Annotated in this window: 19 protein-coding genes; 5 read left to right on the plus strand and 14 right to left on the minus strand. The window is 62.6% G+C overall.

The window, feature by feature from the left end; translation table 11 throughout:
- Window positions 1-7 precede the first annotated feature (7 nt).
- Genes EXZ48_RS35815 through EXZ48_RS26510 form a run of 5 tightly spaced genes read left to right on the plus strand, consistent with a single transcriptional unit; the run spans window position 8 to window position 3592 of the window.
- The gene (locus tag EXZ48_RS35815; RefSeq protein WP_371687681.1) at window positions 8-769 is read left to right on the plus strand and encodes a toprim domain-containing protein; all 762 of its coding nucleotides are present in this window, start codon (window positions 8-10) and stop codon (window positions 767-769) included.
- Window positions 747-2174 carry a DnaB-like helicase C-terminal domain-containing protein gene (locus EXZ48_RS26495; RefSeq protein ID WP_165909431.1) on the plus strand — a complete coding sequence of 476 codons (1428 nt, stop codon included), beginning with the start codon at window positions 747-749 and terminating at the stop codon, window positions 2172-2174. Before EXZ48_RS35815 ends, EXZ48_RS26495 begins: the two co-directional genes overlap by 23 nt.
- On the plus strand, window positions 2174-2485 hold the full coding sequence (locus tag EXZ48_RS26500) for a hypothetical protein (protein WP_130519543.1): 312 nt from the start codon (window positions 2174-2176) through the stop codon (window positions 2483-2485). Before EXZ48_RS26495 ends, EXZ48_RS26500 begins: the two co-directional genes overlap by 1 nt.
- Window positions 2478-2780, plus strand: a complete 303-nt coding sequence (locus EXZ48_RS26505) for a hypothetical protein (RefSeq protein WP_130519545.1) — start codon at window positions 2478-2480, stop codon at window positions 2778-2780. Before EXZ48_RS26500 ends, EXZ48_RS26505 begins: the two co-directional genes overlap by 8 nt.
- Complete coding sequence (locus tag EXZ48_RS26510) at window positions 2777-3592, plus strand: hypothetical protein (RefSeq protein WP_130519547.1); 816 nt, start codon at window positions 2777-2779, stop codon at window positions 3590-3592. Before EXZ48_RS26505 ends, EXZ48_RS26510 begins: the two co-directional genes overlap by 4 nt.
- Here EXZ48_RS26510 and EXZ48_RS26515 read toward each other — a convergent pair.
- The 14 genes from EXZ48_RS26515 to dnaN form a co-directional block, all read right to left on the minus strand.
- On the minus strand, window positions 3510-4034 hold the full coding sequence (locus EXZ48_RS26515) for a hypothetical protein (protein ID WP_130519549.1): 525 nt from the start codon (window positions 4032-4034) through the stop codon (window positions 3510-3512). The genes EXZ48_RS26510 and EXZ48_RS26515 overlap by 83 nt on opposite strands.
- Before the next feature lie 47 nt (window positions 4035-4081).
- A complete protein-coding gene (locus EXZ48_RS26520) occupies window positions 4082-4873 on the minus strand; it encodes a class I SAM-dependent methyltransferase (RefSeq protein WP_207900507.1) in 792 nt (263 codons plus the stop codon).
- Window positions 4870-5946: a phosphoadenosine phosphosulfate reductase family protein gene (locus EXZ48_RS26525; RefSeq protein WP_130519551.1), complete on the minus strand. Its 1077-nt coding sequence runs from the start codon at window positions 5944-5946 to the stop codon at window positions 4870-4872. The genes EXZ48_RS26520 and EXZ48_RS26525 overlap by 4 nt, the downstream gene beginning before the upstream one ends.
- Window positions 5947-5990: 44 nt before the next feature.
- The gene (locus tag EXZ48_RS26530; protein ID WP_130519553.1) at window positions 5991-6227 is read right to left on the minus strand and encodes a hypothetical protein; all 237 of its coding nucleotides are present in this window, start codon (window positions 6225-6227) and stop codon (window positions 5991-5993) included.
- Window positions 6220-6420 (minus strand): hypothetical protein, encoded by a 201-nt coding sequence (locus EXZ48_RS26535; protein ID WP_130519555.1) that lies wholly within the window; start codon window positions 6418-6420, stop codon window positions 6220-6222. The genes EXZ48_RS26530 and EXZ48_RS26535 overlap by 8 nt, the downstream gene beginning before the upstream one ends.
- A complete protein-coding gene (locus tag EXZ48_RS26540) occupies window positions 6417-6677 on the minus strand; it encodes a hypothetical protein (RefSeq protein ID WP_130519557.1) in 261 nt (86 codons plus the stop codon). Before EXZ48_RS26540 ends, EXZ48_RS26535 begins: the two co-directional genes overlap by 4 nt.
- On the minus strand, window positions 6670-6849 hold the full coding sequence (locus EXZ48_RS26545; RefSeq protein ID WP_130519559.1) for a hypothetical protein: 180 nt from the start codon (window positions 6847-6849) through the stop codon (window positions 6670-6672). The genes EXZ48_RS26540 and EXZ48_RS26545 overlap by 8 nt, the downstream gene beginning before the upstream one ends.
- On the minus strand, window positions 6842-7612 hold the full coding sequence (locus tag EXZ48_RS26550) for a hypothetical protein (protein ID WP_130519561.1): 771 nt from the start codon (window positions 7610-7612) through the stop codon (window positions 6842-6844). The genes EXZ48_RS26545 and EXZ48_RS26550 overlap by 8 nt, the downstream gene beginning before the upstream one ends.
- Window positions 7613-7615: 3 nt before the next feature.
- Complete coding sequence (locus EXZ48_RS26555; RefSeq protein WP_130519563.1) at window positions 7616-8482, minus strand: hypothetical protein; 867 nt, start codon at window positions 8480-8482, stop codon at window positions 7616-7618.
- A gap of 62 nt (window positions 8483-8544) precedes the next feature.
- Window positions 8545-8715 carry a hypothetical protein gene (locus tag EXZ48_RS35020; RefSeq protein ID WP_165909432.1) on the minus strand — a complete coding sequence of 57 codons (171 nt, stop codon included), beginning with the start codon at window positions 8713-8715 and terminating at the stop codon, window positions 8545-8547.
- Window positions 8712-9599, minus strand: a complete 888-nt coding sequence (locus EXZ48_RS26560) for a TAXI family TRAP transporter solute-binding subunit (RefSeq protein WP_130519565.1) — start codon at window positions 9597-9599, stop codon at window positions 8712-8714. Before EXZ48_RS26560 ends, EXZ48_RS35020 begins: the two co-directional genes overlap by 4 nt.
- A gap of 105 nt (window positions 9600-9704) precedes the next feature.
- The gene (locus tag EXZ48_RS26565) at window positions 9705-11474 is read right to left on the minus strand and encodes a ParB/RepB/Spo0J family partition protein (protein ID WP_130519567.1); all 1770 of its coding nucleotides are present in this window, start codon (window positions 11472-11474) and stop codon (window positions 9705-9707) included.
- Between the two features lie 10 nt (window positions 11475-11484).
- A complete protein-coding gene (locus tag EXZ48_RS26570) occupies window positions 11485-11868 on the minus strand; it encodes a helix-turn-helix domain-containing protein (RefSeq protein ID WP_130519569.1) in 384 nt (127 codons plus the stop codon).
- Window positions 11869-11880: 12 nt separating this feature from the next.
- On the minus strand, window positions 11881-13038 hold the full coding sequence (gene dnaN, locus EXZ48_RS26575) for a DNA polymerase III subunit beta (RefSeq protein WP_165909433.1): 1158 nt from the start codon (window positions 13036-13038) through the stop codon (window positions 11881-11883).
- Between the last annotated feature and the right edge of the window lie 34 nt (window positions 13039-13072).

Consider the following 13072-nt stretch of genomic DNA (forward strand, 5'->3'; position numbering starts at 1 on the left):
GCGCAAGGTGGACGCGGACCGCCGCGCCGCCGATCAGCGCCGGGAGGAAGAAGAGAAGGCTGATAACGCGCGGTGGCTCTGGAAGGCCGCCCAGCCGATCGCCGGCACCCTTGCGGAAACCTACCTGAACGGCCGCTCCATTGAGCTTTCCGACCTCCGGGTGCCCGTGTGGCCGCAATCGCTCCGGTTTCACCCCGGGCTCCTGATGCCCACCAACCAAGACATCCCGCTCGAATTCCATCGGCGGCGCTTCCCGGCTCTGATCGGCGCAGTCCAGGCGCCGGATCGCCGTGTCACCGCCGTCTGGCGCATCTTCCTCTCGGCCGAGGGGCAGGCCCTGACGAACGCGGACGGAAAAAAGATCAAGCTTGGCTTCGGCCCTGCGTCGGGCGGCGCGGTGCGGCTCGGGCCGGTCACCGAAACGCTGCGTCTCGCCGAGGGCATTGAGACCGCGACCGCCGTCATGGCGCTCCTCCAATCCGAAGCATCCGTCTGGGCGACCTTGTCGACCTCAGGAATGCAGAATTTTCAGATCCCGGCCGGCGTTCGCCGTCTGCAGATCTATGCCGATGGCGACCACCACCGGCTCAACAAGCGCACCGGCGACGTGATGACGCCGCCGGGCATCCGGGCAGCAGAAACTCTCCAGTCGCGGGCAAGGGCCGTTGGCGTCGAGGTAGGCATCTACCCGTCGCCGGCCCCCGACGATTGGCTTGATGTGTGGCAGACAGCAAAGAAGAAGCGGGATGACGAACAGCGTTATTGGTAATACGCAGGTCGAAAAGATCGTCTTGGGGGCGATCTTGCAGAGCGAGGATTCGTTCTGGGAATTGGCGGACAGCCTGTCGATGGAGGTATTCTCCACCGACGATCACAAGAAAATCTATGCGGTGGTCAGCGAGCTTGCCACGGTTGGCAAGGTCATTTCGCCGGCAATCGTAAGCGGGCGCGTCGGGAAGATCTCCGATGGGCAGGATGCAGACGGCTATATCTCCATGCTGCTCCACCTCGCGGCCCGCGAGGAGATGCTGCAGGCCAAGCTGCCGCAATATCTCGACGAGCTGCTCTCTTTGTCGGCGCGCCGGCGCCTGGAGAGCTTGGCGAACAGTATCCTGAAATCGGTTGGTGACCTTCGGCTCGACCCGAACGATTTGATCGAGCGCACTGCGCAGCGCATGGCGGACATCTCCCGGGCCAGCACCATCGAGAAGGAGCATACTCTCGCGTCATCGCTCGACGAGGTGTTCGAGCGGGCGAACGTGCAGCTCGAGCAGAATCAGACCAGCCTCGCGCTGCGGCCTTGCCTTGCCGGCCTGACGGAAATGATCGGGTTCATCCCCACGTCATCGCTCATCCTCTGGGGAGGCGGACCGGGCGGGGGCAAAACGGCAATCGCCGCGCAGCAGGCAATTTTCTCCGCCGAAATGGATGGTGAGCCCACCACGTTCTTTGAACTGGAAATGGACAACCGGTCGCTCGTCACCCGCGCGCTGTCTGGCCGCACCGGTGTCACGGCACGCGATGCCATGCTCGGCCTGACCGAGGAGCAGCTGGGCAAGATCCTCGACGTTCGCAAGGAAGTGCGGGAGGTCCCGCTTCGTCTGATCTGCCGCGGCGAAATGACCATGGAGCAGCTTGCGATGCGGGCGAGGGCGCACAAGCGCAAGCATGGGCTCCGGCTTCTGCTGGTCGACCACATGAAGCTGCTCGGCCGGGCCAATGCTGGCCGGCTGAGCGGGCCGGAGATCGTCTACAAGAACGGCGGCACGCTGAAGGCCCTCGCAAAGGAACTCGACTGCGCGATCATTGCGCTCTGCCAGTTCACCAAGGACGCGCGCTCGCGCGAGGACAATCCAGAACCGGAGATGGAGGACTTCTACGGCGGTGCGCTGGAAGAGCATGCCGACATGATGCTGGCCAACTTCAATCGCCATGCCTGGCTAACGAAGAATCCTCCGAAAACGAAGAACAAGCAGGAGGAATACGACGGGAAGCTGATCGTCAATAAAGGGAAAATCGAAGTCTACAAGTTGAAGGACCGATTGGGCCCGGGGCGAGATCGCCGGATCTTTAATTGGAACGGCCGGCTCACCCGCTTCGAGGACCAGGACGTGGCCCCCAAGCAAAACAGCCTCTTCACCGACGAACCCACATTCCACGAGGTCTACAACTGATGAACGACTTTGATTACGAGATCGAGCCGAAGGGCAACGGGTTTGTCGCCAAGATGCGCACCGCTCGCGACGGGGCTATGCGTCCGCTCGTCGGCAAAAAGGGAAAGCCCATCGTCTTCGTCGCCCGGGCCGCGGCCGCCGAAGCGCTCCTCACGAATCTCTGCGCCTTCGTCAATGGGCATTATGAGCGTGACGGAGAAATAGCCGGACACACGGCGGCGGCCGTCAACGCCGTGTTCCGAATCGTCAAGCAGAAGGGGCGAACCCGGCAGATCACCGTCGTCACGAACCGGAGGCCTGTCCGTGGCTAACTACACCGAGAAGGAACTCTTGATCGCCTGGGTGCTCTGGCTCGTCGGTCACTCCGAGAGCGCCGTTGGGCAGGTTATCGGGCGGCGGAAGAAACAGGTGGCCGGTCTCGTCAATCGGTCCCCTTACCCCAATCGCTCCGCAATGAACATCGAAGAGCGCCGGGTCGCCATCGCTGAGCTGATGATGACCCGGTACGGCGACGACGGAAAGCCCATCGATGGCGGATTGCTCGACCGGGTGTCGCTGACCCCGCTGCAGCTTCGCAGCCGGCAGGTGAAGAGGAGAGAGACATGAGCGCAGGAAAGGCGTTGAAGGAACGGCTTCGGAAGGTTCAGACCGGGGAGCATTTGACCGGCGGCGCGTTGCCGCTGATCGCATTTTATGGGCGAGAACCTGCGGCCGAGGAAATGCGCAGGCGCTTCTACGACCGGTGCGAGCGAGTTTTCAACAGCACCGAGATTGACGACATGGAGATCGCAGGAAGCCAGCGGCTCGTGATTGTCAACGGCAAGATGGCCATCGTGAACCCGGATGCAGGGCTGGTAGAGAAACTGGTTGCCGCTCGGGAAATGACCACTGATCGAGACAGCAAGGGAATGCTCGGGATCCGCTATCATACGGCGCTCAAGCTGCGGGAGCTTATCGATGGCGCCCAGGTCAAGACGATGCGCTCGCCCGCGCTCGACAAGGAGGGTGGCGGTGGTGGCTTTGGGCCGGGCGAAATCCGCGGGTATCAGCTGGACTGCATGGGGAAGCTTCGGCGGATGCGGGAGCAGCTCGGTGCTTGGGGCGAGGCCAATCTCGCCGATCTTCTGGAGGACGTGGTTTGCCACGATGCGTTCCGAGATCCTCGGCCGCGCGAAATCGCCCAGGCTGACCCGATGCCGCACGAGAAGATGCTCACCCTCCTGCACTTGTCGCTCGACGTGGCGGCAGCATCGCTCGGCTATCTCGACGACAATAGCGTCCAGCATCGCTGGAACCATGAGGAATGGAAGAAGGGACGTGCCGGCGGCGGGCCGATCAGGTCCTACCGGGACGAGACGTGGCGTCCTCAACTCGATCAAGAAGATCTTCGGCGCGGTCGATCATCTTCTCAGGATTGAACCGCATCAGGTGAATGACGAGGTAGACGGAGTGCGGGATGTCCTGCACTCCGTCGATCCACCCCATGACCCGCGACTGCGGGAAGCCGGTCAGCTCGGCAAAGAACGTCGGCGTGACGTTCAGTTCATCCAGGGCAAGCGCCAGTTCGGCGCCGGTCATCCGGACATAGCCCTTGTTCTTCCGGGTATCGAGCGTCCGGCTGTCGTAGAGCGAGGCGAACGCCTTGAGTGCAGCGATCTCCGCCGCCTCGGCAGTCTCGAACTTCTTCACCGCACCGCCGACTTGCACATACTCTGGCACAAGGCCGGGCATTGCGTACTCGGCGACGAACTTGTCGCCTTTCGGCACGGCCCGGCAGATGCGGCGGGAGGCTGGCTTCATGTCCGTTGCGGTCTTCATCGTTAGGGTGGGCCGCGGTGGCGCGGCGAGCGTGACGGACATATTTCCCATCCTTGATTACTGCACGGTTAAAGTGGTGATCGAAAAGCTCAATCGCTGAAATCGAATAGCGGAAGGCCAGCCGTGCTTCGGATCTTTACCTTCTTCGCTGGCGGAGTGACAGCGGCGTCCGGAACTTCGGGTTTGGCGTCGGGCTGCGCCACCTGTTTCGCCGCCAGACGGCCCGACCAGAAGCCAAGGATATGCGCCGGCGTGAACCAGTCCTCGCGAAACTCCATTCGAAGCGTGTCGCCGACGATGACCTGCGCGGGTATGTGGAGGAGAGAGAACTGGATATAGGCCATGTGGACGGCTCGCGGGTCAACATCGACCGCCACCACATGCAGCTTCCTTTGATAGTTGATGCCCAGGTCTTTGATCGCTTCTGCGAGGGCGATAATCGTTGCCCCTGCGCCCACAGCAGGCTCGTGCGCGGTGACGTAGCCGTGCGCATTGATGACCTTTTGAAGGTCGTCGAAGCCGCCGATGTTGATCTTCGCCATCATGAGGCAAAGCTCGTAAGGCGTGAAGAACTGGCCGCGCGCCTTGTTGTGCAACTCCAATTCGTGGAACGTGGCGCCGAGGATATCCTGCGGCGCGGTCTCCAGCGCCATCGTCACTTCCCCGAGGATCTGTGGGAAGATTGCAAGTTCGTCCTTCTGATAGCGGCGGACGATGTCAAGGTAGCGAGCCTCCCTCGCTTCGCGCTGGCGAACATCGATGGCGTTGCTGATGGCGATCGCCGCGCACGCGCACCAATCCGAGAAGACCGTGTATAGGTCGTGCCGATATCGCAGGGATTCGAATAGCTTCGAGATTGTCTTGAGGTGTTGGGTGCTCATGGCTGGCTCGCCTTCTGCTGCTTCTGCGCGAGCAATTCGGCATAGCGTTCGCGGACGCTGTCCGGTGTGAGGTGGCGTGACTGGAAGCCATAGAGTTCGGTGACCTCGCTGCGGGCTCGGGCGAGAATGTCGGCCTCGTTGTTGGTGAGCATCCGTGTCGGCCAGCCCTTCACGTAGAGCATGCGCCTGGTGATCCGCTTTTCGATCTCGGATCGGCGGCGGGCCTTTTCCTTTGCCATCGCCAAGCCGTCTCGGCCTTTGCTGGTGAGGAGGTGCGGGGCGACATCGCCGAGCCACCGTGCTCCTTGGAATGCGAAGCCGCTGGCGATCTCCAGCGCAACCATGTTCCGGTAGAGGTCGTGGCTCTCGGACTGGCCGGTTGCCGCGATAAGGTCGCCGAGCGCTGACATGATGCAGAAGCGGCAAGAGACGCGGCTCATACCGAAGACCCGGTATGCCGGGTGAGGGTGGAGGCCAGACGCGTCAATGAGGGCGAAAACCTCGTCGACGGTAAGGTCGATGATCGGGCGCCAGTTCATGATCCTGCCGGTGGCATCGGCATCCGCAACGGACATCCTGGACCGATTGCGGCTTTCCTCCCGGCGCACGCCGGTCACATTCAGGACCTGCTTGCCTCTGAAGCGCCGCTTGAGTTCGGCGATGATGACGTGGGTCTTCTGCTCGGAGGTGCAGAACCGCATGTCGGGTGTCGACCAGCAGGGTACCAACGTCACGGTGCTCAGTGTCTCGTAACGGGTCATGCTGGACAACCAGCGGCTTTCCCAACGCTCCATCAGGCCACCGGCTTTTCGGCGGACCACGACGAGGCCGCATTTCAGGTGGCCGGCAAGCTCTTCGCAGATGCGGAAGCTGTCGTTCCATTCGACTGAACCGAGATCGGCATGGATGAGAATGCGTTCGCCGGCGTGGCCGACGATATCCAGATGTTGAAACGTAGCGAGGGCGGCCGCCTGGCTGTCCTTGCCGCCAGACACGCCAATGGCAACGGGCGCGTCTGCATTGACAAGCGCCACGACATCGCCGGTGAGGGCGACGTTGGTAATGGGGGGCATGAGGTGGTCTCCTGGGAGCGCATAATTGCGGTGGTGCCGGCCGGCTAGACCGGATGTCGGTCGCTGCGGGCCTGCTCGTAGTGCTCTTTGGTGAAGCCGCCATTGGCGACGAACCAATCCCAAGTGCCTCGCTTTACAAGGCCAAGGGTTTCGAGGCGGCAGACCAACTGCCGCACCGAGAGGTCGAAAAAGTCCGCCATGTCGATCGCCATGCGACGGGTGAATTTGGTCTGCCCTTCCTTGTGGGCGTGGAAGGCGGCGGCTAGATCCTCGTCATCCACCGTCGCCTCCCATATCGACAACCTTGAATTCCCATCCCGGGTTCTCGCCAGCGTTGACGGCGATGAAATTCTCGGCCTTCTCCTTCTCTGCCCAGCGGGAGGCGTAGATCCGGAGCGAGCTAAGCGCACCGTTAGGCGCAATGAACTTCCACTTCTTCTTTCCGACTTCGCGGGCTTTGACAGCATACCTCATAGGCCGGCGGCTCCTTCGATTGCTTTGGCTCTGCATGCCGCCCAGGCGGCATCGTCGGCGCGGTGGATACGGGCGAGGCGGGCGGGATCACCCGTCCGCTTCGCAAGGCGGCGGAGCTTGGCCCGGCGCCGCTTGAGGCGGGCAGGCACAAGCTTCCAGTGAATGTGGCAGAGCCACTCGTTGTGGCCGGCGTCGAGCTTCTGCCGGTCGACGGTGCGCCGGCAGAAGGGAACGCAGCAGGAGAGGCGGTCAGCCATCGAGCTTTTCGAGCAGGTCGATGATCTTCCGGGCCGTATCAACTTCGCGGAACGTGTACTGCCCCAGATGGGTGAGCGCCCATTGGTTTCTCTCCTCGTCCGATTTGAAGTCCGGGAAGGAGACGGCGGCCTCCGCGCATTTGAGGATGCGAATGATGCCGGCGTCATCCATGGCCGCCTCCAATCTCACCGTGGCTGTTCTGCAGCCAGGGCCACACGATGAAGACGCCGCGCGATTCATCATCTCCGCACGTCCACCCGCATTTTCGGCAGGACTTCGCAGGCGGAGGACCGGCGGCGTTCGAGCAGTCGAACCAGTCGTGCACGCAAGTGGAGATCGCCTCGAACCGACCATCCTCGAACTCTTCGCGAGGACGGGCCCACAGCGACCCGTCCTCGATGGAGCGATAGATTGCGACCTCGCGCATATCGACCGACGTTACCTGGTTGCGATAGGTCACATCCTCCCATCTCTCGGTCTGCATTCTGCCGACGCCGAGCAGCACGTATTCCGTACCGCGTTTCCTGTGACGGTGCGTGGCGCCGGTCCCTCCTTCCTGACCTGAGAGCGGCAGTGAAGCGTGTCTGGCGATGGAGGCATAGATGTCTTCGATGACCGAGGCGTCCTCAATCGCTCCGTCAAAGACGTCATCGATGATCTTCCCCAAGAGGTCGCGATCCATGCGGGGCAGCTTGGGGGGCTTGCCGCAGCCCTGCGATTTAATGGGAGAAACACGGTCGAGCACGGAGCAGCCGGTGAGGCCCTCCAACCAGATGGCAGCCGTATGCCCGGAAATGACATCGGCTTTCGAGCGGGTCTTGGTGATGAAGGCCTCGCCGTCGTCCTTGCGGACGGCGACTTTGGTGCCGATCGGATATCGGCTGTTAAATATTTCGCACTGGTTGCGCAGTTGCGCGGGGTCCGGTGTTCGCATTGACTATCTCCTGCCTGCGGCGACGACGACCTTGGTGTCTTTCGGCAGTTTCCTGCCGCAGCACGGGCAATTGACCGGGGAGTGAACGAGGCGCACGCGCTCGACCTGTTCTCCGATCCAGGCGCCAACCTTGGCGAGGAGATCATCCAAGTTGTCCCCCTGGATTTGCGGTACGATCGTGTTGCCGTAGTCGTTGGTCAGCCCCCAGCGGAGGATTCGGAAACTGAATTCCTGGGGGAAGCCCTGCACCTTCACAGCGGCATCGACGGATAGGGAGCCGATATTGCGGTGATCGCCGACCTTGAAGTGCGAACGGTTCTTTGTTTCCGCGACGACCGCATCGGCCAGCCGGGTGAACAGTTCCTTCTTCTCCATGAAGCAGGGCAGCGTGTGCCAGACGTTTCGGTAACGCCGGAGGTAATCGGGAACCGTGATCATGACGCCAGGCGGGAACTTCCGCGGTGCGGCATCGACTTCGTAGACCACGTATTCCATCGGCCGTGGCGGAACGTCTTCCATCCGGTAGGCCGGCTGGTAGATCACCTCGCGCCGATCCTCGTTCAGCGCGGAGTATTCTGCAATACTCAACGGGCCCTTCACCGTGTCGGTGAACTCGGGTCGAGGGACGTAATGGGTAATCACCTTTCGCTGTGGGTAGTGCGCGGCAATCGAGGTGATATCGCCCACAACATCAACGAAGTTCTCGTCTCCTATTGCATCCGGGAAATCGGTGCAGGCCTTGCCGTTGATGTGAGCTGTGTAGCCGTAGCCGGTGAGGCCGGCATTGTGATAGCCACCACCTTGCTTCTTCTGCACGTAGGAATGCCCGGCGTGGCGGAATACCACGATCCGTGTGTCCTGGGAGCCCATGTGCTCCTCCATACTTGTCTGTTGAAGGGGCCGGCGCCGTGGATGGGCGCCGGCATGGATTGTCAGCCCTTTGGCGCGACCCGCTGGGCGGCCCATACGAGGCCGACCAGCATGCAGCCGATGACGACGTCGCCGATGAAACCTGCCGCGATCTGCATCAAGACGAGCAGGCCGGCGATGGTCACGAGGATCGTGGCGAGATGCTCGCGGATCTTGTCGACGAGCTTCTTCACTTGCCGAACTCCGCCTTGATACCGGGGGCGGCGCGCGCCACGGCGGTGACGAAGGCCTTCAGCAACGCCTTGTCCTTGAGGCGATCCGTGTTGACGTAGACACCAGCCGGCCAGCTGATCGTGCTCACGTCCGACCAATAATCGAAGGAGAGCGGATATGCCTCGCCCGGGATCTTGGCGTACTCGTAGAGCGGGTTGCCCTTGATATCGACGGCATCGTCGAAGTCGCGGTCGTTGGCTCCGACGAGAGCGATGGTATCGCCGAACGTGGCGTCCGCCTCGTTGACGACGCCGTTCTTCAGGCCGGCCGGGACCAGCATGCAGGTGGTGTCGCCGTTCGATACGGAGTTGAGCGCGAGGATGTCGCTGTCGTTGGAAACCGGGACGGCTGCATAGTCCTCGTCCTCGGCCGTGAGGTTCTGCCAGATCACCCAGGCGCCGGAGCCCGGCTCGCCGATGGCGATGCGGTACTTGTCCGGGTCGCCTTCGAGGTCGCCGAGGTCATCCACGCCGCTCGCCTTGTTGCACAGCACATGCAGATATTCCCGGTGGAGAGAGCCCACCTGCAGGAGCTTGCGCGCCTTCGCCTGGGACTGGCGGGCGAGGTAGACCGGGCCGTCCGGCTGGCCGATCATCGCATCACACGCCTTCGGGTCGCTCGCCGGGGTGTCGAGCATGCGCTCCATGCTGTCGATCGTGCCGGCGCTTTCGACCACCTCGACCTCGGCCGGGCTCCCGGCCATCTTTGCGATCATGGCGCCGGCTGCATAGTAGTTGCCGCTCTGGCTTCCGGTGCAAAGCCGGATCGGCTCCGCGCTGGCGTGGCTCGCCGAGACCATGGCGATGCCAGCGGCCGCGACGAGAGTGAGGTATGCGATTTTCATGTGAGGGTTCCTTTCCCCTTGGTGCCGCGAGCCGACCACCGGCCCGCGAAAAGAAAAGGGCCGGCGCGAACGCCAGCCCTTTGAGGTCTGAGCCGGAAGGCCCGGCTATTGCTTGAAGTGGTAGACGCCCGCGCGAAGCAGGTTCGGCAGCCATTTCTTTTCCTGCGCCGTGGCAGCGGCGAGATCCACCATCTCGCCCTTCTTGCCATCGGCCAGTTCCGTGCCTGTCATCTCCAGATAGGCGGCGGCGATCTGCTGCTTCTTCAGGCCCTTGAAGTAGAGCTCTGCGTCGAAGTGCTCCAGCGGATCGAGCTTCATGGTCGCAAGGAGGCCGGTCTGTATGTCCTCGCGCGCCTCGTCGGCGACATAGCCGTGGGAGCCGGAGAGCCATTCTTCAGTGACATCCACGGTCTGCGATGCCAGCTCGGCCAGCTTGGCACCGAGTGCGTCAGGCTTCATCTTCGAGAACCGTTTGAAGCGGGTCAGGAACTTGTCGTCGGACGCTTCATCGGTGCGATGGCCGATCTCCCGGGTGACCGTGATGCGGGAAGGTTTGGCGTTGCCGTAGCCGCCCGGCGCGTTCACCGACATGTCGAGCATGGTGACGACGAAGGCGAGGGCCGTAGGAGAGTGGGTCTGGACACGCTTTCGGACGGCGTCCGTCACGGCCTTCGCGAGGAGCGACTTCGTCGCCTTCGAGATGGCAAACGGGTCCTCCTCTTCCTTCGCGCCGCCAGAGCCGGAGACGGAGCCACTGCCCGTCTCCTTGCCGCGCTCGTAGATGCCGTAGGTCACCTCGTACTGCTTGTCATCGATGAACACGCCGGATGTCGCTCGCTGCTCGGAGGTGAATTCTCCCGGCCGCTTTTGCAGGGCCTCGTATTCCGCCTCCAGCTTTTCAAACTCGGCTTCATCAATGGTCTCGCCCTCGGAGTTCAGGATCTTCTCGAGCTGGCTGGAGCGAGCGGCTTCCGCATCGGTGTACTGGGCCTCCGGCTGGTAGCGCGCATAGTCCCAGTAGGATTTGCCGCTCTCCGATGCGGTGACGATGAATGCCCAGCCCTCGTTGAGAGCCTCAGTCTTGAGGTCTTCGAGCCGCTGCGCCGCCAGCTTCTCGACAAGAGCGGTGTCCTCCCAGGTTTCATCGTCGGTGAAGAGGTCTGAGCGGACCGGGCCGCCGGCAGCCTGGTAGGCATCTCGGCCGACGAACTTCGCTATCCGGCTATCGCCTTTCACCGAGTCCTTGCTGAGCAGATAGCGAACTTGGCGGGCGTTACGGTCGTAGCGGTAGAGGCCGGACCAGACTTCGAGCTGGCGCTCTTGCTCCGGCTCCAGGGTGAAGGCGGCGAGGGTGGAGAAGTCCATTTCCTCTGCCTCGAACGCGGCGAGTAGATCCGGGTGGACGTTCGCCAGCGCCAGCCTGCCCCGCACGAACTTCTCGGTCTGGCCGAAGCGCAACGCGATCTCTTCGATCGTTGCGCCGCCGTCGATCAGATCCTTGAACGCCCGAAATTCGTCGAGCGGCGACATGCCTCTACGGATGATGTTTTCCGCAAGGCTCAACTCTTCGGCCTTATGGTCATCGACATCGCGAATGATGATCGGGACCGGGTAGTCGGCCGGAACTAAGCCTTCGGATACGAGAGACTGCACCGCAAGGAACCGGCGGCCGCCACCGAAGGTTCGGTAGCGAGCCCCTTCGAGGTCGGCGTCCGATACCGCCGGCGGGCGGACTGCGATCGGCTGGATGATGCCATTGGCGAGGATCGAGGCCTTCATTGCTTCGATCGAGTCCTTCTCCCGGTTTTTACGGACATTCTTCTCGTCGATGATGAGCCGGTCGATGGTGGTGGAGAGCTGCTGAAACTCGTGCATAGCTCTTTCCTTATGCTGCAGCCGCGGCGGTTGCCGTGACTTCGTTGGAGAGGACGCGCACCAGATCGGACACGACAGCGCGGTGCTTGTCGGGGAGGTTCTCGATCTGGATGGCGAGGCGGATGGCGTAGACGGAGGGGCCGGCGTCCTCGGTGACGGGCTCCGCGTTCTCCAGCGGCATCAGGTTCGGTGCCGTGGTCTTCAGGGCAGCAGCGATCTGCATCAACCGGCTGCCGCCGACGCGGTTGGTGCCCTTCTCGTACTTCTGGATCTGCTGGAAGGTGACGCCGACGGCCTCGCCAAGCTTCTCCTGGCTCATGCCGATCGCGACACGGCGCGCACGGATCTTCATCCCGATGAGGATGTCATCGGGCTTGGGCTGCTTCTTCATCATGGGGATATCCTCTTAGGCGCGACGGGGCATGAGGAGGAACCGGACATTCGGTTCCTTCTGGTCGAGGAAGAGGCCCGCGCCATTGGCCGCTTCGTTGATTTCGAGGGAGACCTGGCCGGCGATCCGTTCGAGGATGTCGGCAAGGTAGGTGGCAGAGAACGCGACCTTGAACGGCTCATTGGCGAGGCAGGGCAGGTCCGTGCTGCCTATGCCAAAACCTTCCGATGCGCAGGTGAGCTCGGCGACCTCGCGGCCGATATCGATTGCGATCGGCGCCTGCTTGATGTCCGAGACGGAGGCAACGCGGTCGACGGCCTCACGGAGCGCGGCCGTCACGAAGAGCGCCCTGCGATCGAGGTTGGCGGGGAAGACGCGCTGGTAGTCCGGGAACGAGCCGTCAACGAGCTTGGATTCGATCTGCTCGTCGCCCAGGCAGAACAGCACGGCATCGCCGGACACAGCGATGTCGACCACGGGCGGGGCGTCCTTGCGGCTGGCGAGCCGGAGGACTTCCTTGACCGTCGCGGCGGGGATGATTGCGCCAGCTTCGTGCATGGCTTCGCAGCCCGCCGGCGGATCGACGGCATAGGCCGCCAGCCGGTGCCCGTCGGTGGTGACGAACATCAAGCGCTCCTGGTCGGCGTCGTATTTCAGGAACACGCCGTTCAGGTAGTAGCGGGTGGCATCGGTGGAGATGGCGAACCGGACGGTGTCCAGTGCTTTCCGCAACTCGCTCGTGTCGAGCGTGAAGCGGCAGTTCGTCGCCTTCAGTCCGTCGGCGCGGGAGAAGACCGGGAACTGATCGACATCATCGCCCGGCACAAGCTGGAGCTTAGTTCTGCCGAACATGCAGACGGTGTGGTCGTCGTGCCTGATGAAGTCGAGGGACTGAGCGAACGGGACCTTCGCCAAGGCCGGCTGCAGGCGATGGGCATCGACCATGATCTTGAAGTCCGGCGAGACACGGCCCGGAACGAAGGTCGAGGTCTGGACATCGAGGTCGGTCCCGGTGACGACGACGCCGCCCTTCACGGCGGTGATCAGCGCCGCGCCCAGGATCGGGATGGTGGCCTTCCTCGGCACCACCTTCGTGACGTTTTCGATGGCGCGACCGAAGCGGCGATAGTCAAGCGAGGCGCTGGTCGGAACCGGCAGAGCAAGTGCGCACATATGGTCTCCTTTCTGTGCATGGTTGCGGGTTATC

Origin of the sequence: Shinella sp. JR1-6 (genome assembly GCF_004284735.1) — a bacterium.
Taxonomy (GTDB): Bacteria; Pseudomonadota; Alphaproteobacteria; order Rhizobiales; family Rhizobiaceae; genus Shinella.